The organism is Pseudoalteromonas sp. SMS1 (assembly GCF_021530565.1).
Lineage (GTDB): Bacteria > Pseudomonadota > Gammaproteobacteria > Enterobacterales > Alteromonadaceae > Pseudoalteromonas.
The window spans coordinates 20,823-41,158 of the sequence record NZ_JAKGBI010000022.1; the positions used below are offsets into that span (position 1 = coordinate 20,823).

The following is a 20,336-nucleotide window of genomic DNA, read 5'->3' on the forward strand; positions in this document are numbered from 1 at the left end:
TGAGGCGTTCGGTTTTACTATGTTTGGAGCTGAATTGGTTCCTCAATTTTGTTAGCGTAGCAGTCTAAACTTAGGTAAACTCAGCGCTCAAAATTTCAAAGAGGTGAGTATGGAATTATCTGCTTGGTTGAGTTTAGCGCTAATTTGTACATTGGGAGCCATGTCTCCAGGGCCGAGTTTAGCGGTTGTTTTGCGTCATAGTATAAATGGTGGTGCTAACTCTGGTATTGCGGCCAGTGTGGCACATGCGCTTGGTGTCGGGAGTTATGCGGCATTGTCTATACTCGGTTTAGCTAGCTTAATTGCTAAATTTCCCATGCTCTACACTGGTCTTTTGTATATGGGCGCCGCATATTTGGCTTACCTGGGCTATAAAATATTGACGAGTAAACCGAGTCTCACGAATGAAACCCAAGCAGAAAATAACACGAGTAATTGGCTCACAGCCGCTAAAGAAGGCTTTATGGTGGCTTTTATCAACCCAAAAACAGCTATTTTCTTTGTGGCGCTATTTTCTCAGTTTATTGACCCTGAGGCGATGACTGTTTATTTGGCATTTTTGATGTGCTTTACCGTGTTTGCGATAGATGCAATGTGGTTTATTTTTGTTTCCATCGCCACGTCATCTGCTAACGAAAAGCTAAACCTACAAGCGCGTCAATCACTCATTTCGAAAGTACTTGGTACGGCCTTTTTGTTGTTAGCGGCAAGAGTGTTGTACCAAACCTTTTAGCCTATTTAATCGGTAATAAGCTGCTAAGTAGGCAGCTTTTTGCCGCTTAAAAACACGACGTTTATGTTTGGCTCTGTACATAATGGTTCAAGACTAACAGTTTTAAAACTGGGTTGGCGTGAGTCTCGGGCGTAAATTGTAGCGCCACTTGGTATTGTGCTCTCGTCACTGCCCGCTCAATCTGCACGTTTATTTCCAAGCCACAGGTCAGCTCAAGAGCAGCTTGTCCGGATAAAAATGGGTCGATGCATATTTGGCCACTCAACGGGAATGTATTTACACAGGCACCAGACATAGACAGGCTTTCAACAGTAAAGGCGTATTCGCAGCTGTTGGTGTTTGCGAGTTTCATCGTAATTGGGGGAGAAGGAGGAAAACGCCAGTTTCTGGGAAAGCCTTGATCATCCATAATTTCAGGTAATTGGTCGATTAGCATTAGCAGTGCAACTTCATTGTCGTTGTCATTTTCTAATGCTTCAATTTTCATAAATAGCTTCAAAAAACTCTGCTTATCAAAAGACTTCAACGCAATATGTTGATCGTGTGAGAGTAATAAACGGTGTGGGTCGAATAGACTCAACTGCTTGAGTAGGTTTTGTATTTTATTTTTTTGTTGAGATTCAAACTCTACGTGGTTGCTTATTCTTTCCAGATACGGGCGCTCTACCACTTCATGAATGTAGTCCAATTCGTCTTGTGTTAGCTTCATAACTCACAGCTCGCCCTTATCCATATGCACTTACATAGCAATATACATACCGTTTTGGGTCTTGTAGGGTAACAAGACGAGGCAGACAGCCCCGTCTTGTAAGCTAACTTAGCGTCTTAATGTGCCGCTAAACCGTGTGTGATGATCTGGGCTGTCTGGGTTATCTAACACGGTGGGGTGAGAAAGCATAATAACGTCCACATTCCAACCGTCATTGATAGTCGATATTGGCGTAATAACGTAACCCTCCACAGCAAGCCCACTACTGGGCGTAACTGCTTTTAAGTTGAGCTGGCCAAGCGTCAGAGTCCATGTGAAGGCCCGTGTTTTGCCGTCCGTGACAAAGTCTGCCGTACCATCTCCATATACGTCGATATAATGGGTGGTATCGCCATTTTTAAGCGCAAAACGCTCGTATTTTACTTTCGAGGCTTCAAGCTGTGTTTGCGGACCATTCAGTTTGACTCTGACGACTGCACCCACTTCATCGGTATCTTTCCAGTGTATGACATCTGGTCCAGCTTGATACATAAAGAAGGTTGAGTCATCAGTATTGAGTTGATTCAGTTCATAAGTGAGTTGAGTGAATCCTGAGTCTGAGTTATATACATAAGCACCATAATTAATCCCGGGTCCATCTGACATGGCGGGGTTATATTCAGCCTCAAAGAACTTGTTGTCTGGTAAAAACACGTTGACAAAGACCTTGTCTGTGCTCAATGGGTACTCAATAAAACCACCCACTCTAGGTTCTGAGGAATCTAGCAGTCGCTCAAAGACAATCGGGCTTTCTCCTTCTATGTCGAGTGTAAGTTGGTTATTTGCCACCGTAGCAATGTGTTTCAATGCTGAGTCAAAACCGTAAACGCCATTAGTGTCAATCACTTTTGACACCATAAGTTCACCAGTTGATTCATTCCAGCTAAGGCTACCAATTTCAAGTCCAGCAAACCCTTGTGGGTCTTGATCGGTTTTCAATTCCATGTGTACCCACACACCATCACGGATCACAATAACAAAGTTTGGTTCATTCGGGACATACCAAGTGCCATCAATCGCAAGCGGTGTTGGGGCCGGTGTTGGGGGATTCAGTGCTCTAGAAGCGACCGCAGAATCAAAGTAAAGATTGCGGACTTCTCCTGATTCACATGTTGTGCCTTCGGGGTACCCACAGACATTGAGGTAATCTCTATCAAACATGGTTAGCTCTGTCACACCAACAGAACCCATTTGGTCGATTTTTAAATGCCCTTGGGCAATAGAGTAACTGCCAATTTCACTGCCGTTGGTAAGCACGACCCGTGATGTGGTGCTGTCCTCATTTGTTTTCACTGAGAATTGGTTAGAAAGTAGCTGACTACCTTCGATAAAGTACATAAATCGATTGTCTAGCCAGAAATAATCAAATTGCGATAGGGTGGACTGTCCTTTTTGGTATTGCACAACCCTTGAGCTGTTTGGACTCGAGAGCGGGTAACTAACCCGTGCAAACCAGGTACTATTATCACGGGAAATTACTTCAATATTTTGATGCCACTGGGCGCTGCATTGCTCACTGGTGGCGTTTTCAGAGCATTGACGGGTTGACCTGCCTGTGCCTGACGTACTATCAATATAGTTTTTCATCGTGAGCGTTCGCCCTGATACTTGCCAAGCATCGAGGAAATTATTCAAGAAGTAATACGATGCGCCATTCACATAGTTGTCAATGAAATTATTGCGTAACTCTGATGATCCGTAGTACTCCCTAAACCGACCTAATGCATCGCTTTCAGTCAGGGTGATTTGTTGCTCAGGCAGCATAAGGCCACTGCGTCTGCGTCGCGTTTCTGTGTCTGTTTTTTCAGTTGTTGCCCAAAATTGATAACCGGTATGAACCTCTTTGATCATCCAATATTCAAACGACTTAGCTGCCAAAGTATCGGTGGCCGCCAGCGTGACGGTTAATACATTATTACTGATTGACCAAGTGACAGCACGAGCCTCACCAGAAGGCGTTTGCGCGCTACCAGTACCGTCAGTGTTAAAGGTGACCAAACTGGCGTAGGAGCCAGTATCCATATAATAAAGCGCGTTGATGTACCAATTTCCACTGAACTGGCTACTCTGAGGCGTTATCGTATTGGTTTTATCAATCATTGAGAGTTCTGCAGGTCTTGAAACATCACTGCGTAATACGGTGCCTTCACCTTCATCGACCACGGTAATTTCATCACCGATAAAAGTAATGCTAATGGCTTTGGAGATAGGATTCTCGTCAATAATATTGAACGATGCACTTTTGTATTTAAATTGACAGACAAACTGCATTCCACCTGAATCTGAGCATGGAAAACCATTACTGCGTACGTCGCCAACGAAGGCGATACTGACTAACCCTTGTTCGGTTTGGCTCCACGTGGTATCGCCGCTAGAGTAATCTGCAAATGTGCCGGTATTGTCTGCATTAAAAGTAGCTTCAAGAAATAGGTCTTCAAAACGGCTGGTGGAGCCAATCAAATAGTTCCCTGTGATACTTGATTGCCCACTATCGACTAAGTCGCCATCATCTTTTATTTCCGTCTTTGTAGAGTCGATAAGGGACGGGTTTTTCTCGTTAATAGTATTGGTAAGATCATCGATGGCAGATTGACTTGATACCAAGTCGAAAGTTGAGTCTACACCTGGAGGCAGGCTAAATGCATTGTCACCTTCGCCATCCACTACGATTTTGATGAGTGCTGCCAGTGTGAGCTTCTCGTCTGCATCAATACCGACCAGTGCTTGGTTAAGCGCGCTTTGAGAAGTTGGCACCCCCACTTCTCTGGTGATCAGTGCGTACTCAGAAGTTGTCACGTTAGTAATGTTGACGCCAAAGTTATCATCTTTGTCTAAAATGCCATCTTCACCGGCCTGCGCTTGGATTGACGAAAAACTGGGTAATTGTGAATAAAATTCGACTTCTGATTGGGTGTTACCACCGCGTGCTCGGATACGCACTAAGTCATTTTCCATTGATTCGTCAACGTCTAGTTGGTAGGTGTATTTACCTTCAGAGTCAGCAGTGAGTTCGAAGTTTTTGTCGCCAATGATGAGTGTTAACGCCGCATTCGGAATGGGTCCGTCGGTGACCAGACCGGTAATCGTTACAGACTTGACGGTACGCAATATACTGAGGTTAAAGTCAGCACTTGCGGTGGCACTGTCGTTATCCGTTACGGTTACACGCAGCGTCATGGTCGTGTCTTCTGTGATATCTGGCGTGGTAAAAGTAACCGTGGGTGTCGTGGAGTTTAGCAGCGTGGTTGTCGGGCCTGCCACGATTTGCCATGAATAGGCATCTACTGAACCATCGCTGTCGGTCGCTTGGGCCGTCAGTGATATTTCTTTTTGTTCTTGGATGGAGTTCTCGCCACTAATCGACACTGTTGGTGCATTGTTTTGTGGTTGTGTAGGTGTGGGGGAAGGTGTAGATGGGGTGCCTGAATCACCGCCAGATGACCCGCCACAACTTACAACAAGCATACATAGCACCAAAGTACTGACAAGATGCATCCGTTTGCATGAATAAAACATAGTATGTTCCTCTTGAAACGCACGGTACAATCTGTGCAGATTACGTATACTTCTTTCACTAGCTCACTAAAGCATAGTAAACGGTGAAAATTCGTACAGGTCATTTGAAAATAAAGTTAGGTCTATTTTTATGTTGCAATCACTATATTTTTTAAAGTAATGTTAAGTTTAAATAAATCTTTAATTTCAGCTGATTAGATGCGTTTCGCATTGTGTGTATAAATTATAAAATCCACTTTTTAACACTTCATTTATATATTAACTGGTACGCTGAGCTTATTTATTTTTATACTTGATGCTATTTATCTAAATTTTACGGTAATGAGCACTATTTTTCTGTCGATTAATCACCAAAGAATAAAAAAGTAAGGAGGAGTAATGTTGTATCCGGCCCCTTTAACCCAAGGAAGTACAATTGCAATTACGGCATTTTCTTCTGGCGTACCAGCGCCCCTACACGCAAGACTTGATTTGGTGCTGAGAGATTTGCGCACACGGGGGTTTGAAGTACTAGAAGGACAGTGCTTGAGGGATAACCAACAGTATGTCAGCGCACCACGCGATATGCGCTTGAAAGAGCTGATGCAATTTTTACAAGACGACAATATTGATGCGATTATGGCGCCTTGGGGTGGTGAAATTGCGATGGACTTGTTACCAGAACTTGATTGGGCGAGCTTGCATAACGCAAAACCTAAGTGGTTACTCGGCTTTTCTGATATCAGTACGTTGCTGACAGCCATTAGCTCCAAATTGGGTTGGGCAACGTGCCATTGTACGAACTTGATGCAATTGAGCTTAAACCAATCAGATCCACTTACATCAAGCGTGTTTGATTTTTTGCGATTACCTAAAGGCAGCCGTTTTGAGCAGTCGAGTGCGAAATACTTTGAAGCGACTTATGCTGATTACGCTGTGGACCCGACCGCGCAATTTAATTTGACTGAACCAGTGAGGTGGAAATTACTAAATAAAAAAAGTGTCCTTTCTGAGTCTGTAGAGTTTTCCGGACGTTTAATCGGAGGGTGTTTGGATATTCATGTTATGCTTTATGGCTCGGAGTATTTTAAGCCGGAGTTACATATAGATGGCCCGTATATATTTTACTTCGAAAATGCCGAGTTAAAGCCTACTCAGTACTATAGAGCGTTGCAAGGGCTAAAGCTACAAGGCGCGTTTAAAAATGCCGCTGGCATTTTAATTGGACGCAATGCCGTTCCCGATGAAAGTGGGGCGCCTTTGAGCAGCATTGAGGCGCTTGAGATGGCGCTTGGTGAAGTGTCCATTCCTGTGATTTATGATGTGGATATCAGTCATTTGGCACCTAACTTAACCTTAGTGAATGGTGCATATGCAAATATCACGCTTGATAATCATGTTGCCACCGTTTCTCAATCATTAATCTGATAGTCGTGGCATTGCCACGACTATGTCAAATATATTCACTACGTACTAATTTAAAAAATAAATATAAAATATTCTCCATTTCGGTCTTTCGGCCTTCCAATTTTAAATATTTACCATATACAGTACCTGAAATTTTAAAATGATGAGAATAACAATGAAGTGCTTTTTGGCTGTATTGGCTTTTATATTTTTTATGTTTTTTTCTTTTTGCTCATTGGCTAACAATAATGAGCAAAGTGTTGTTTTAATTTCTATAGATGGATTTAGATGGGATTATATTGAAAAGCATAATGCTAAAAATATTGCCCGCATTGCAAATGCAGGTGTACGTGCAAGCCACATGCGTCCTGTTTACCCAACTAAAACTTTTCCAAATCATCTATCAATTATTACTGGCTTGCTGCCGTCAAACCACGGCATTATCGATAATTATTTTTGTGATAAACGCCGCGATGAATGCTACAAAATGGGCCGAGGTTTGCAAGACAGCACTTGGCTTAATGGTATTCCTTTGTGGAACCTGGCTGAAATGCAGGGCGTGAAAGCGGCCACTTATTTTTGGCCTGAGTCAGATGCACGGTTCAATGGCAGAACCGCTAGCTACTACATGCATTATTCAAAACGTGGTGATTATCAAAAACGAGTAGATCAAATTCTGTCTTGGCTACAGTTATCTGCTTCGCAAAGGCCCAGGTTTGTGGCTGGCTATTTTTCTTTGGTGGATGACATGGGGCACGACTTTGGTCCAGATGCCAAACAGACATATGATGCTGTTCAAGAGGTAGATAAATTGATCGGGCAACTTTGGTCAAGGTTGCAATCGGAAGTCGATCAGGACGTAAATCTTATTCTGGTTTCCGATCATGGCATGGCATCCGTTGACCCTGACAAAACAATTGTACTCAATGAACTAGGCTTCAATTTGGACGACTTTAAAGTGAAAAATGGTGGAACACGCACGCATCTATACAAGCAGTCACACGCCAACGTCGACATTGAAAAGCTAAGAGCACATTTAGCTAAGCAGGGGCAAGGTCGTTTTGAAGTACTCAGTCATAATATGCTGCGTGAGCGCGGAGTGACCATCAACGAGACGACTGCCGATATCATCATCGAAACTCGCCCACCTTTTGCTTTTGGCACTCAGAAACGTGTCACTTACAAAGGCACTCATGGCTATCCGTATAGTCAACAAATGGCGGCAATCTTTGTTGCGCATGGTCCAGCATTCAAAACCGGTGCGACGCTCGCACAAGTGAATAATCTTGATATTTATCCGATGATTGCAGAGGTACTTGACCTGAAACTCTTATCTAAAGTCGACGGAGATGGCAAAACACTGACACCCGCTTTGCGCAAACAAAGCAACTAGAACGGTGTGAATATGACCATGTATTACGTCGTACATATTCACACTTTTTACACACTTAATGAATTAGAGTGAGGTACGTCAAGCGTAAGGTACTTAAATTGGCGGACACAAAGTCATCAATATGTGATTTCATGATAGAGCCACAGATACTTTTTGACCGTCAACTTCTAGATTAGTAGATTTGTCGCAATTTAAACGTTCGACAAACTTATTCGTAGTATCTTGTTAAAAACAATAATCATTTGAGGTGTAAAAATGCGCTGTAAATCTGCGTTTGTATCAGTAGTGATGACTTTTCTTCTACTAAGTTGGTCTACTGTTACATGGAGCGCGCCAGTGGAAGTCGCGGTTTTTCAAGCCAAGGACCTACAATATAAAAATAAATTAGTCTTAAGCGGCACTGTCGAAGCAAAACAAAATGCCACCCTTGCCAGTTTAGAAGCGGGTGTTGTAAATACCTTATTGGTGGAAGTCGGTGATGCCGTGACAACGGGTCAAGCACTGTTAAAGCTCGACCCCACTCTCGCCAAGCTTGAATTAGAGCAAAGCCAAGCTTCTGTAGAATCAGCGCAAGTGGCGCTTTTGGAGTCTCAGCGTCAGCTCGAGGAAGTAGAGTCTCTATCCAAAAAACAATTCGTCGCGCCAACATTACTTGCCGAACGTCGTGCAGGGGTTGCTGCTGCGACCGCAGAACTTGCTAAAGCACGCGCTACGTTCGCCGTGAATAAAGAAACGCTCAGAAGGCAAACTTTATTTGCCCCTTTTGCGGGGGTCGTGATGAAACGCAATGTGGATTTAGGAGAGTGGGTCACAACACAAACGCACACACTTACGCTGGTCTCTGTGGACGACTTGCGGTTGAGCGTTGCTGTGCCCCAAGAGTACATTAATGCGTTCTCAAATAGCCAAATTACGGAACTAGTCATAAAGCCAGATTACGATCAAACCAAGCTAATTAATGGGCGTATCCAGGCCATAGTGCCTGTTATTAATGAATCCACCCGTAGTTTTATTGTCCACGTGGCAGTGCCAAACCAAGCAGGGTTTGTTGCAGGTATGTCAGCGCAAGTTGAAATTGAATTACCCAGCACGGGGGCACAGGCTGTTTGGGTACCAAAATCAGCGTTGAAATATCACCCTGATGGCGCGCTAAGTGTATTTGTCGCAAACGGTAATACGGCACAAAGGCACACCGTTAGGATCCTTGAACAACGGGGCGAACAAGTAATGATTTCGGCCGTGTCAGGTGACAATACAGCGCTAACGTCTCCAATTATCGTGACTGCTGTACAGCTACTAAAAACCGGCAGTGAGATTACGGTGAGTAAGGACTAAATGATATGATTGAAAGCGCCGTAAAGCGCGGCACCTTAGTTGCCGTAATATCTTTGATCATCTGCATTTTGGGATTGGTTACTGCACTTAAAATTCCTGTTCAGATGATCCCCGACTTAGAAGTTAGGACGATTACTGTCCAAACTGGGTGGCCAGGTGCGACCCCACAGGATGTTGAAAAAGAGATCCTAGTTGAGCAAGAGCGTTACTTAAGAAGCTTGTCAAATTTAAAGCGTATGGTGTCGTATTCTAATATGGGTTCGGCCAGAATTGAGCTGGAGTTCCCATTTGGTGTTGATGTCAATGATGCGCTGATCCGGGTTAATAATGCCTTGAGTCAAGTGCCTAGTTATCCAGAGAATGTGGATCAACCGAGGCTGTACTCCAGTTCGTTCTCATCTAACGCATTTATGCATTTTGTACTGAAGCCCCAAACAGGCAATCCACTTGATTTAGATGTCGATATGTTAAGAGATTTTGCCGAAGATTTTGTCCGACCTCGTATGGAAAGCGTTCAGGGCGTGTCAGAAGTGGGCGTGGGTGGCGGTGCAGCAAGGCAAATTCAAATCAATGTTGATCCAAGTCGGCTGGCTCAACGAGGTTTAAGTGTTACGGATTTGAGAAGTGCAATTAGAGCTCGTAACCGTGACGCATCAGCTGGAGATATAGAAAGTGGTCCGAGTCGATACTTATTACGCATGGTCGGTCGTTTTGAACAGCTAAGTGAACTTGATAATTTAATTGTTTCTGAGCAAGGCGGCGTAACAACCAAATTAAAAGACGTGGCGGTTGTCTCATTGGACCATTTTGAGCTACGTGGCATTTCCTACTCTGACGGTGAACGCACTTTACGGCTTTCCGTAAGACGTGAGAGCGGCTCGAATGTCATCGACATTAAACAGCAAATGCTACCTGTCATTGAACAGATTAATCAAGAACTGCTCGCACAAAACGGTCTAGAGTTATTACTTATGAGTGATGACGTGCAATACGTTGAAAGCTCACTTAAAAACGTTTGGACCAACTTAGCACTCGGTGCATTACTGGCCACCTTAGTGATGTTTTGGTTCTTGCGTTCGGGTCGCGCAACGTTGGTCGGCGTGATCGGTATTCCAATCTGTACCATTGCCGCATTTCTTGGCCTAATGTTGTTTGACCGTACTATCAATGTTATTTCTTTAGCTGGGGTCGCGTTTGCGATTGGTATGACTGTGGATAACACAATTGTGGTACTCGAGGCCATTGTTCAAGCAAACAAACGCGGTACCAGTAAATTGCATGCCGCGATAAAAGGGGTGAAAGAAGTATGGCCTGCGGTATTGGCGTCTACCGCAACCACTGTTTTGGTGTTCGCTCCTATTTTATTTGTAGAGCAAGAAGCAGGACAGCTGTATTCAGACATTGCAATTGCTGTTTCATCAGCCATCATTGCGTCGATGCTAGTGGCGATTTTTATTGTGCCTACCACCCTTGCGAATTTGCCGAATCGTAAAGAAACACTCAAAACCGTCTCTCTTTCAAAGCGCTGGTTAGGATTGGTGTCTTTTTGTGTCGCGACTAAAGCACGAGCAACGGCCATTACCGTTGGGTTCGTTGTTGTTACTTTGGGTGCTGCATACGCGCTTATGCCTGCTGCAGAATACTTACCCGAGGGAGAGGAGCCAAAAGCCTTCTCTATGATGATTGCACCACCAAGCTATAACTTGTCTGAGATGAAAGAGATAGGAGATGAACTTCGGGTATATTTCAATGGCTATGTGAATGCGCCAAGTGACGCGTTTGACAAAGGTGAGACGGACATGCCACCTCTGGCATACTATTCGATGTCAGTGTCAATCGGGCGTATTTGGTTTTTAAGTGCGCCCACAGACCCTGATAATATTCAAGCGATGATGGATGCTATAACGGCTAAATTTAGAAGCTATGATAAGATGCGCGCCTTCTCAGCGAGAGGATCGATCATTTCGAGCAATGATGGCGGTACTCGGGCTGTTGCGGTGGATATTGCAGGGAGTAGTTTGCCTGACCTCTACAGTGCAGCAGAAGCTGTATATCAGCAAGCACAGTTAACTTTTGATAACCCACAAATTAACTCAGATCCTCGCGCATTGAGCTTGGATCAACCACTCATAGAGATAAAACCGAAGTGGCAGCGTTTAGCTGAACTTGGGATCAGTTCAAGTGAGTTTGGGTACACGATCTCTTCGCTCAGTGATGGTGCGTATGTTGACGAGTTTATTCTCAATGATGACAAGATAGATATGTTCATTTTCAGTCATCAAAATGAACAGCAAACGATAGAACAGTTGGCGACATCGCCCATCGTGACACCATCAGGTGATGTTCTACCGCTCAGTGCATTGGCTGATTTAGTGGAAAGTAAAAATAGTGACAGTTTACGCCGTGTGGATGGCAAGCGAACGGTGACCGTTTATATCATTCCGCCAAGAGATGTAGCGCTTGAGACCGCTGAAGAGATAGTGCGAACTGAACTACTGCCAACATTGTGGCAGCAGGGTAAAATAGCACAGGGCACAAAGGTTTCAATTAGCGGTGCTGCTGACCAATTGGAAGCAACTCAGGCGTCACTGTCGAGTAATTTCGTGGTGGCATTGGTATTGAGTTATTTGTTGCTCGTGGCGATATTTACTCATTGGCGTTATCCATTATTCATTTTAGCGACGGTACCTTTGGGTATGGCCGGAGGATTGCTTGGCTTAATTTCGGTAAATGGTGTGAATGTGTTGCTGGCAAGTTTTGGTATGACACCGTTCCACCAACCTTTTGATATGATCACCATGCTAGGTTTCTTAATTCTACTGGGCACAGTGGTAAATAACCCAATCTTGATTGTCGACCAAACACGAAAGCTGGTGGTTGATCAAGGCATGGAAGTCGTTGCTGCTGTTAAGCAAGCGGTGGCAACACGATTGAAACCAATTTTAATGTCAACGGCAACGACATTATTCGGCCTTGCACCTCTGGTCTTTATTCCGGGTGATGGCACTGAGCTCTATCGCGGAGTTGGTATCATCGTGTTGTGCGGGATTGTGTTTTCAATGATATTGAGTTTGACATTCTTACCAGCGTTGCTGGTTAGCGTCCTAAGTAATAAACATGCACGATAAAAAAGGAGCCTAAGGCTCCTTTTTCTTTAGGTGAAACGGGATGTGCTTAAATTCTGGCATCAACCGTAATTAATAGCGAGACCTACTTAATTGGTCTTCGATACGGTGATGCAAGTTCACGTGATTAACATATAAACGGGCTGATATGAATCCAGCCCGGTATCCGACATCCTGTGGGCATTCATAGTCAGTTTCGCCCACTTAAATGGGGTGTTGATTAATAAGCGACACCGATACGTTTATTAATGTATTGGGCTTGCTCAATCTCGTCTACTAACGCGATTGCGTAATCGGACACGGTAATTCTACTTGCGCCGTTTGCATCGGTAAGCAGCTGATCAAAACCGATACGATACTCTCGTTTGGCGTCTCCAGGAAAGATTTCCGCAGCTGGGCTTATGTATGTCCAATCCAGTGTCTTTTGTGCTGTGTTAAATATATCAAGTGCTTGGCTTTGGGCAATGGCCTCATCTTGATATTCGGCAGGAAATTCAGGTGTATCAATCAGCTTTACATTCGGAGCAACTTCAAGTGATCCAGCACCACCCACCCAAACCAGTCTATCAATGGTCGTTGACGGTAATCTGGCGAGTAATGTCGAAGCAGTGTGCGCTACGATGTCGTGATTACCAAGTGCGCGTCCACCAATGGCGGCAACAAACACAGTCTCATCAGCGACAAATGATGCGATGTCATGGTTTACATTATTTAAATCAAAATGCTTAACCGTCACATTGCGAACCTCGTAGTTTTCTGTGTTGCGGACAAGGGCAGTTACCTCATGGCCTCTTGAGCTGGCCTCTGCCACAATATGACTGCCAATCCAACCTGATGCACCTAATACGACTAACTTCATATGTTCCTCTTTTATCGATTTGTATTGTGTTGTGCTTAGACTAAAAGAAAACTAATATGAAATAATCTCCAATAAATGATGCAGATTGTATCAAAAAGTGAACCTAATAGTATGGATCGGATCACCGCAATCAAAAGTTTTGTAGAAGTGGCACACTTGTCGAGTTTCACAAAAGCAGCCGAAAAACTTAATTTAAGTCGCCTGCAAGTATCGCGGCATGTACAAGAATTAGAGCAGTGGCTAGAGCAAAGGCTGTTGCACAGAACCACACGAAAAGTGAGCCTTACTCAGCAAGGTGAACAAGCTTTGCGCCGGTTTGAACGGATCTTGGATGAAACGAGTGCGCTGATCGCACAAAGTTATGCTAATAAATCTGAACTGCGCGGTACAATTAAGGTATCTAGCCCGATAGGCTTTTCTCAAACGATGTTAATCGCCGCAGTGAGTCAGTTTTTAAAGGAACACTCAGGGGTAAAAATAGATATTCATGCCAATGATAGCTTCTCCAACTTGGTTGACGAACGTATTGATATTGCGCTGCGCTACACAAATTTGCCAGATGATAACCTCATTGCGCGCCCTTTGATGAAAATTGGTGCATGTATCTGTGCATCTCCCAACTACCTTAAAATACACGGGGTGCCTAACACACCTTCCGAATTGGCTGAGTATCCTTGTTTGGTGCATTTAACTAATGATAGGTGGCGATGTGTGAAAGACGACAAGGTACATTCGGTGAAAGTCTCAGGCCCGCTCGTGTGCAATGATGTCAGAACCCTTGTTGCGGCTGCAATGAGTGGGGTTGGGGTTGCGTTATTGCCATATGATATTGCACGTACCCATATCAATGAAGGGGCATTGATACCGATCCTTGAGGATTATCACATTGCCAGCAGTCAGTTGTGGGCAGTGTATCTGTCGCGCAGCTATCAGCAACCTGTTGTGAGAGCATTTATTGATTATCTTGCAGCGCTATGGCTGGAAGACATCGAACCTCATTGATAAAAAAGGGAGTTATTTCTCTGCTTCAGTGGTATGTAATGTACTCAACTAGTCACCTCAATTAGTTTAATCACTTATTACTTCAATATTCGGGCCTTGTCGGCGTCCGCTTGTTTTACCGCTTCTAAGTAACGACTTTCAATAAATTTGTTCTCTTTAGTGAGGTGCTTTATTTTTTGCTTGGCCTGATGCAGTTCTCGCTGAATTTCTTCACCACCTTGCTCTGGCTGTTCTAATGAAAGTTGCTCTATAAGCTGGTTTTGTTCTTCTATTTGTCTTTCGTATTGTTTGACGATGGCATGTATTTCTTGCTCGTTTGAAGGGGGAGTGGATTGATGCACTGTTTGGATTTCTACTTTAAGTTGCTCTATTTCCTTTTGTAAGCTGCTGTTTTCTTCTTGTAGTGTGCCAACGGATTGAAATTGGTCTTCTAATTTCGATTTGGCGTGTTTTAGTTTTTTGCCACTGATATCGAGGTCACCCTTGAGCCTTTTGATCAATTTGTGAGAACGTGACAGTTTTTTATTGAGCTCATTAATTGAGCTTTGTTCCTCTTTGGTTATGTGATCGGCAGTAGAAGCGCGTATTTGAGCAAGTTGTGCTTCGAGATTGGCCTGAACGTGTAATAGTTCAGAGATGGTTTGCTCATGTTGAATATTAAATTGACTGGCTCTCTCAACAGAATCTTTACATAACGTCATAATTTCCTCAGAGTGCGTAGAGTGCGCCCCTGTACCAGATATAAAAATACCTGCAAATTTACGAAACTCTCTTAAAATCAACAACAAGATATAAAACCAAGCGGCAAGAATAAGGAGCCCGAAATTGAGGGCGATATATTGGTAAACTTCAATCGGAAGCATCTGTGATAATCTTCGCTGCATTTATTATCAATAAGATAAGTTTAGTTTTAGTACAAAATTCTGCCTATACTGAATAAGAAAAATTAATATAGGGGTGGATGTGAAAGTTCTGATAGTTGATGACAGCCATGCAACTTGTGAAATTATCCGACGTGCACTTCAACAATTTGAATACAGAAAGCTATTCGTGTCGTGTGCAACGAGTGTGGATGATGCGCTTAAATTGGTTAATGACTGGCAACCGAACATAATACTGACCGATTGGCATATGCCTGAGAAAACAGGTATCGAATTACTTCAATCAGTTGTTGAAACGCACCCAGAGATACCTGTAGGGATGATATCGACTGTTGATGATGAAGAACAAATTTTATACGCAAAGTCATTAGGTTGTGCGTTTTTCCTGTGTAAACCTTTTTCTGATGAGCAATTGTGTCAGATGATTAAGCCACTCGTATTGGAGCTGGAAGCGCAAGAATTTATAACTGAGCAAGCTGTGCCTTTGAAAGATGGGCTTGCATTACCAAAAACGGATGCATTAGAACGTTTAATGCAGAAAAACATCAGTGAAAGCCTCATTTTAAAACCCATTCGTTCACAAACGCTTGATGAGAGCAAATTACCTTGTGTGATGGTGGTTTATGCTGAAAGAGGAAGCCAAAAAGTTCGGGTCATTGGGGTGCTGGATGTGTATGCTGCTTGCGTGTTAGCCAGTAGCGTGAAAGTCGTTCACAAAGAAGAAGCGCAGCAGGCTATCCACATGAATCAGATTAACAACGATATCATGACGGCCTGCAAAGAAGCACTCAGTAAGACGGCCTATGCATTTTTAGACAACCAAAGTAAAATGAGTTTGTACGTTAAAAGTTGTAAGTGTGTGCACAATATTCATCCTAAACTCGACATGATCTATAAATACCCATTGAATAGCCGTATGGATCTGAGTTGTGAAAGAGAGGGCATGGCACAGGGTAAAATGCTGATTGTGGGAGTGTAAATTACTGTGGCAGATATGCTTAGTTAGGCAAGGAGATCAGCGTATGGCATGATCTCCTTTTGATAAAGAGTTAATGAGTTGCTTTTTTTGCTCTGAAGTTGCGGCCTTTCATCTTCCCTTCTGTGATCATTTTCAGTGCTTTATTGGCGATCTTTCTCTCGACTGCCACATAAGATGTCATGGCGGTTACTTTGATTTTACCTATTTGTGTGCCTACGATGCTTTTATCTGCGGTGAGTGCACCCAATATATCACCTGGTCTTAGTTTCGCTTTCTTACCACCATCAATTTGTAAAGTAACCATCGGGGCACGAGCAATTTGATTATTTAGGACATCATCTGATGGCAGGTTTGTAGGGTCGATACGGGTGTCTAAATAGTCTTCCAACGCGTTCACTTTATGAGACTCTTTATAACTCATCAGTGAACAGGCAATCCCTTTGTTACCAGCTCGGCCTGTTCTACCAACTCGGTGAACATGCACTTCAGGATCGTGCGCAATGTGGTAGTTGAGTACCATATCGACATGGTCAACATCGATACCTCGTGCGGCAACATCTGTCGCTACTAAAATGGTCAAGCTCTTATTTGCGAACCGAACTAACGTACGGTCACGGTCTTTTTGTTCAAGGTCACCGTGTAATGCCGCACTATCAAAACCTAATTGTTTCAAGCTATCACAGACCGTTTGACACTCTGCTTTAGTGTTACAAAATACGACGGCAGAATTGGGTTGGAATTTTAACAGGAGCTTTTGAGCGGCATGTAACCGCACATCATTACTCTCAACCTCATAAAAGTATTGCTCAATCGAGGCATGATCATGGGTGGCCGTAACCGTGACTTTTTCAGGGTTATCCATAATGTGTTTTGCCAGCTGCTCAATTTTGGGAGGATAAGTGGCACTAAAGAGTAAATTCTGACGTTTGCTTGGACAGTGTTGGAGAATACAGTCGATTGAATCTTCAAAGCCCATCTCTAGCATGCGATCCGCTTCATCCAGTACGAAGGTATTGACTTCATCTAAACACAGGCGACCTTTTCGTAAATGTTCTTCGATGCGCCCTGGTGTACCAACGATGATATGTGCACCATGCTCTAAAGAGCCGATTTGGGGTCCCATTGGCGCACCACCACATAGCGCGAGCACCTTGATATTGTGAATTGCGCGGGCTAATTTTCGTATCTCGACTGCAACTTGATCTGCGAGCTCACGTGTTGGACACACAACCAACGCTTGTACACGAAATCGTTTAACATTTAAGTTGTGCAAGAGCCCAAGAGAAAATGCAGCGGTTTTGCCTGACCCCGTTTTTCCTTGCCCAATAAGGTCGATGCCTGCCAAAATTTTGGGCAGTGTTTGCGCTTGGATCTCAGTCATGGCTTTATAGCCAAGTGAGTCTAGGTTATCTAACAGGGCATTTGATAGCGGTAAAGTTGAAAATAGCGGCTGAGACAAAACAAATATCATCTATTGTGGAATAAAAGCGAATGATAACACGCATGCACTCTGAAGTGTGAATATGCTTTCTCAACTTTTTACGACCAGATTCGACGAGGCGCATTTTGCATAAAATGATTACTCGGGGATGATCAGTAGTAAATCTGTATCACCGATGGTGACTCCTAATTGAGTGAGCAATGTAGAAACTTGGCCGCGGTGATGTGTCTGATGGTTGAAAAAGTGTTGAACAAGATAACCAAAGTCTTTGCTAAAATACGTTCCTTTTGTACTGCGATAGGCCAATCTGCTTTGGAGCGTATCCTCAGTGAGTTCAGACGCAAACGCTTTAATAACATGATCCATCTCGAAACGTGCTTGTCTTAGTTCATTAAAATTGGAATAAAGTACTTGGTCAAGCGACTGTGGGTATGCAATATGATCCATATACTTAAGTGAGGCAAATTTGGCTGGGTGTGTGGCAAACCGAGTAAGCCAAATGGTATCACCTACCAAAATATGATTGAGCGTTGCCAAAATTGAACCAAAGAATGCGCCTCGGTCGCGAGACAATTCATCGATGGATAAAGTTGCAGCAGCATCATAGATGTTTTTGTTCATCCATTGATTGTATTGCGCCATTAACTCAAAACTGCTGGATAGATTAGACATAACGAGCTCCGAATGGGTGTAAACGCGATATGCTCAATTTGGTGACACGAGTAAATCGAGCCCTTGGGGCTAGCGTACTTTAATTTAGAAACAAGTTCAAAACACACATCGCATACTAATGAAGCTCAAAGTTCGTGTGAACACTCTGGCGCTACTTTGCAAGATTCTTGTCGTCACAATGGCGCCGTACAACCGATTACAGAAGAGGGGGGGCGCTAATGCAATACTGATAGTCTTTTTGTCTAGGGTCAGTCAGTTTGCGCGTTTGGTTTTTCTAAGTACGAGAAATGATAAAATATCGCCATGCAACCAACTCAAAGCCTTTCTACTTGGTCAGGAAGAAGTGTAATGTATGGCTATTAAAAATAGATAGATCACTGTGCGCTATTTCTTTAGCTGTGTTTTTCTTGTGTTGTCCTATGAAAAGCAAAAGTCAGCAAACAAAAGCGCAGCAGAGCTGCGCTATGCACCTTCGTTTTTTTATTATTGAAGATTAAATGGAAGCGAAGAATGGTGTAAGTTGATTTTTAGTTTGCCATTTTTATCTTTAATATAACCAAAAGAGTATTCAACCTTGATTTCTTCACCATTGGTTTTAGTGAAGAAGTAGTTACCCATTGAAATGGCTGAATCACCATCCGTGATGATCCCTTCATTTTCCCAACGAACCTTGGTGTAAGGGGCCAAAGCAAAGCCTTTATCTTCGGCAAGATCTTGACCTACAAAGTAAGACAAGGCTTCTTTTTTGGTCCCTCTAAACTGGTCAACTGATGCCAAGGTAGGTTTAAAAAGGACTTGGCCTTGGCCAAATGCATAAAACTCTTCTAAATGTTTGACCGCTGCTTTTTTAGGATCTTTTGCCTGCCCAATTTTGACAATGCCTTCTCCCCATCCTTTTTGTGCGGCTTCAACTTCCACCGTTGAAATTGAGTTTGCATTTGCATTAAATGCACCAGCCATAACAAGTGACATTGCGATTAATTTTTTCATTAAATTTCTCCTTATATATATAAAAAATATGCTCGTGGTGTAACTTAAAATTCTTATCACATGGACATTGCCGTAAACCGCAAATATGCACAGCGAATCTAAAATTCACATTTCCTTTTTTGTCATATTTACCGCTCACTAAAAGGTCATTGGGCTTTATTCAAACACCAATAATTGCATTGTTTTTATTGTGCTTTATTTAATTATTGGGGCTGTCGTAAAACCTTTAAAATCAAGCGTTGGGCCAAGCTATCAGTAATGTATTTCTATATCAATAATTACAACATCTTAAGCTCTAAATGAGTGGGGTGTTAAAGCAGTTCAAGTACAAAGTGTCTGATTTTAAAGTATATAAATTGTTAACTTTTAAACTTGAAAAAAACTAATAATGTAATTTAAAAATAAACAAGTATTGGTTTTTTATTTTATTGTTGCTTTTTTCACACTTTAAGTTGAGGTCAAATAGGCAGTGAAATTGAATCAAGGTAGTTGTGTGCTTTTTACTGCAAGTAAAGCAGGGCTTTGTGGAGGAAACGGTGTAAGCCAGAGCAAGTTACGACATAACATTTAAAGTATTGTCGTTGCCACTTTGCGCTATACCTCACCCCAGTCACTTTAGAATGGTTACATATTGATATACTTGGTGGCGTTTCACTTTATGAAGACTGGTTAAATTAAGACTAGGTAGCATTGAAGCCGTCTAACTCTTCATACTAGGAACGCAGCGGCTTTGATTCAATTTCTATGAAATCGAGCGTTAAATTCAAGAACATATCCAAGTACGTGGTTTTGGGCTGATATGCTTCGTAATATAAAGTATGGCTGAATAGGCATGCGATTAAATATTCCGTAAACAATACAACTACTGTATTGTGGCACGTATCTGTTGCGGCGTTTAGAGAAGCGTTATGTCTGTTTTTAATAAGTTATTTCGGTGGGAACGAGGTCGACAAAACACTGGGTATGACAAAATGTTACTTTGCGGCGCAACTTGGCCAATAAGGTTTGATACATACTTACTTAAATTTCCAACAGGAAGTGAAGTACCTCCTCACACAGATAAAGTGCAATCCGCTAAGCATTATCGATTAAATATTGTCCTTAAAAATGCCAAGCAAGGAGGAGAATTTATTTGCGCTACCCCAATTTTTGAAACAAAACGCATCAAACTATTTCGCCCAGACGATTGTGAACATCAAGTTTTAAAAATAGAGAAAGGCAATCGTTACCTATTGAGTATTGGCTGGGTCAGAAACAGCGAGTAGTGCAACTAATC

General features: G+C 42.9%; 15 protein-coding genes. 8 read left to right on the forward strand and 7 right to left on the reverse strand.

What is annotated here, in order from left to right:
- Positions 1–109 precede the first annotated feature (109 nt).
- Complete coding sequence (locus L1286_RS20020) at positions 110–733, forward strand: LysE family translocator (protein ID WP_235408786.1); 624 nt, start codon at positions 110–112, stop codon at positions 731–733.
- Between the two features lie 61 nt (positions 734–794).
- Here L1286_RS20020 and L1286_RS20025 read toward each other — a convergent pair whose 3' ends face one another.
- On the reverse strand, positions 795–1,442 hold the full coding sequence (locus L1286_RS20025; RefSeq protein WP_235408787.1) for a hypothetical protein: 648 nt from the start codon (positions 1,440–1,442) through the stop codon (positions 795–797).
- A gap of 108 nt (positions 1,443–1,550) precedes the next feature.
- Entirely contained in the window at positions 1,551–4,946 is a 3,396-nt protein-coding gene (locus L1286_RS20030; RefSeq protein WP_235408788.1) for a PKD domain-containing protein, read from the reverse strand.
- A gap of 429 nt (positions 4,947–5,375) precedes the next feature.
- On the opposite strand from L1286_RS20030, the gene L1286_RS20035 reads away from it, so the two are divergent.
- The 4 genes from L1286_RS20035 (at position 5,376) to L1286_RS20050 (ending at position 12,239) form a co-directional block, all read left to right on the forward strand.
- Positions 5,376–6,404: a S66 family peptidase gene (locus L1286_RS20035; RefSeq protein WP_235408789.1), complete on the forward strand. Its 1,029-nt coding sequence runs from the start codon at positions 5,376–5,378 to the stop codon at positions 6,402–6,404.
- Positions 6,405–6,558: 154 nt separating this feature from the next.
- A complete protein-coding gene (locus L1286_RS20040) occupies positions 6,559–7,776 on the forward strand; it encodes an alkaline phosphatase family protein (protein ID WP_442961760.1) in 1,218 nt (405 codons plus the stop codon).
- A gap of 255 nt (positions 7,777–8,031) precedes the next feature.
- Positions 8,032–9,111, forward strand: coding sequence for an efflux RND transporter periplasmic adaptor subunit (locus L1286_RS20045; RefSeq protein ID WP_235408790.1), 1,080 nt, complete (start codon positions 8,032–8,034; stop codon positions 9,109–9,111).
- 5 nt (positions 9,112–9,116) lie between these two features.
- On the forward strand, positions 9,117–12,239 hold the full coding sequence (locus L1286_RS20050; protein WP_235408791.1) for an efflux RND transporter permease subunit: 3,123 nt from the start codon (positions 9,117–9,119) through the stop codon (positions 12,237–12,239).
- A gap of 217 nt (positions 12,240–12,456) precedes the next feature.
- On the opposite strand, the gene L1286_RS20055 is transcribed toward L1286_RS20050, so the two are convergent.
- Positions 12,457–13,095: an NAD(P)-dependent oxidoreductase gene (locus tag L1286_RS20055; protein ID WP_235408792.1), complete on the reverse strand. Its 639-nt coding sequence runs from the start codon at positions 13,093–13,095 to the stop codon at positions 12,457–12,459.
- 111 nt (positions 13,096–13,206) lie between these two features.
- Here L1286_RS20055 and L1286_RS20060 point away from each other — a divergent pair, with 111 nt between their 5' ends.
- Positions 13,207–14,097, forward strand: a complete 891-nt coding sequence (locus tag L1286_RS20060; RefSeq protein WP_235408793.1) for a LysR family transcriptional regulator — start codon at positions 13,207–13,209, stop codon at positions 14,095–14,097.
- Between the two features lie 77 nt (positions 14,098–14,174).
- On the opposite strand, the gene L1286_RS20065 is transcribed toward L1286_RS20060, so the two are convergent.
- Complete coding sequence (locus L1286_RS20065) at positions 14,175–14,981, reverse strand: chromosome partitioning protein ParA (RefSeq protein WP_235408794.1); 807 nt, start codon at positions 14,979–14,981, stop codon at positions 14,175–14,177.
- Between the two features lie 79 nt (positions 14,982–15,060).
- Between L1286_RS20065 and L1286_RS20070 the strand changes: the two genes are divergently transcribed.
- The gene (locus L1286_RS20070; RefSeq protein ID WP_235408795.1) at positions 15,061–15,957 is read left to right on the forward strand and encodes a response regulator; all 897 of its coding nucleotides are present in this window, start codon (positions 15,061–15,063) and stop codon (positions 15,955–15,957) included.
- 70 nt (positions 15,958–16,027) lie between these two features.
- Here the strand turns inward: L1286_RS20070 and dbpA are convergent, their stop codons facing one another.
- The 3 genes from dbpA to L1286_RS20085 all read right to left on the reverse strand — a co-directional run bounded on the left by dbpA (position 16,028) and on the right by L1286_RS20085 (position 19,060).
- Positions 16,028–17,416 carry an ATP-dependent RNA helicase DbpA gene (gene dbpA / locus L1286_RS20075; RefSeq protein ID WP_235408796.1) on the reverse strand — a complete coding sequence of 463 codons (1,389 nt, stop codon included), beginning with the start codon at positions 17,414–17,416 and terminating at the stop codon, positions 16,028–16,030.
- 120 nt (positions 17,417–17,536) lie between these two features.
- A complete protein-coding gene (locus tag L1286_RS20080) occupies positions 17,537–18,070 on the reverse strand; it encodes a DinB family protein (RefSeq protein ID WP_235408797.1) in 534 nt (177 codons plus the stop codon).
- A gap of 483 nt (positions 18,071–18,553) precedes the next feature.
- The gene (locus L1286_RS20085) at positions 18,554–19,060 is read right to left on the reverse strand and encodes a phosphoribosyl-AMP cyclohydrolase (RefSeq protein WP_235408798.1); all 507 of its coding nucleotides are present in this window, start codon (positions 19,058–19,060) and stop codon (positions 18,554–18,556) included.
- Positions 19,061–19,968: 908 nt separating this feature from the next.
- Between L1286_RS20085 and L1286_RS20090 the strand changes: the two genes are divergently transcribed.
- Positions 19,969–20,325 carry a 2OG-Fe(II) oxygenase gene (locus tag L1286_RS20090; RefSeq protein WP_235408799.1) on the forward strand — a complete coding sequence of 119 codons (357 nt, stop codon included), beginning with the start codon at positions 19,969–19,971 and terminating at the stop codon, positions 20,323–20,325.
- Positions 20,326–20,336 lie beyond the last annotated feature (11 nt).

Excerpts from the sequence above, each read along its gene's own strand:
- L1286_RS20020 (WP_235408786.1), top strand. The coding sequence starts at position 110 with ATGGAATTATCTGCTTGGTTGAGTTTAGCGCTAATTTGTACATTGGGA.
- L1286_RS20025 (WP_235408787.1), bottom strand. The coding sequence starts at position 1,442 with ATGAAGCTAACACAAGACGAATTGGACTACATTCATGAAGTGGTAGAG.
- L1286_RS20030 (WP_235408788.1), bottom strand. The coding sequence starts at position 4,946 with ATGCTTGTTGTAAGTTGTGGCGGGTCATCTGGCGGTGATTCAGGCACC.
- L1286_RS20035 (WP_235408789.1), top strand. The coding sequence starts at position 5,376 with ATGTTGTATCCGGCCCCTTTAACCCAAGGAAGTACAATTGCAATTACG.
- L1286_RS20040 (WP_442961760.1), top strand. The coding sequence starts at position 6,559 with ATGAAGTGCTTTTTGGCTGTATTGGCTTTTATATTTTTTATGTTTTTT.
- L1286_RS20045 (WP_235408790.1), top strand. The coding sequence starts at position 8,032 with ATGCGCTGTAAATCTGCGTTTGTATCAGTAGTGATGACTTTTCTTCTA.
- L1286_RS20050 (WP_235408791.1), top strand. The coding sequence starts at position 9,117 with ATGATTGAAAGCGCCGTAAAGCGCGGCACCTTAGTTGCCGTAATATCT.
- L1286_RS20055 (WP_235408792.1), bottom strand. The coding sequence starts at position 13,095 with ATGAAGTTAGTCGTATTAGGTGCATCAGGTTGGATTGGCAGTCATATT.
- L1286_RS20060 (WP_235408793.1), top strand. The coding sequence starts at position 13,207 with ATGGATCGGATCACCGCAATCAAAAGTTTTGTAGAAGTGGCACACTTG.
- L1286_RS20065 (WP_235408794.1), bottom strand. The coding sequence starts at position 14,981 with ATGCAGCGAAGATTATCACAGATGCTTCCGATTGAAGTTTACCAATAT.
- L1286_RS20080 (WP_235408797.1), bottom strand. The coding sequence starts at position 18,070 with ATGTCTAATCTATCCAGCAGTTTTGAGTTAATGGCGCAATACAATCAA.
- L1286_RS20085 (WP_235408798.1), bottom strand. The coding sequence starts at position 19,060 with ATGAAAAAATTAATCGCAATGTCACTTGTTATGGCTGGTGCATTTAAT.
- L1286_RS20090 (WP_235408799.1), top strand. The coding sequence starts at position 19,969 with ATGTCTGTTTTTAATAAGTTATTTCGGTGGGAACGAGGTCGACAAAAC.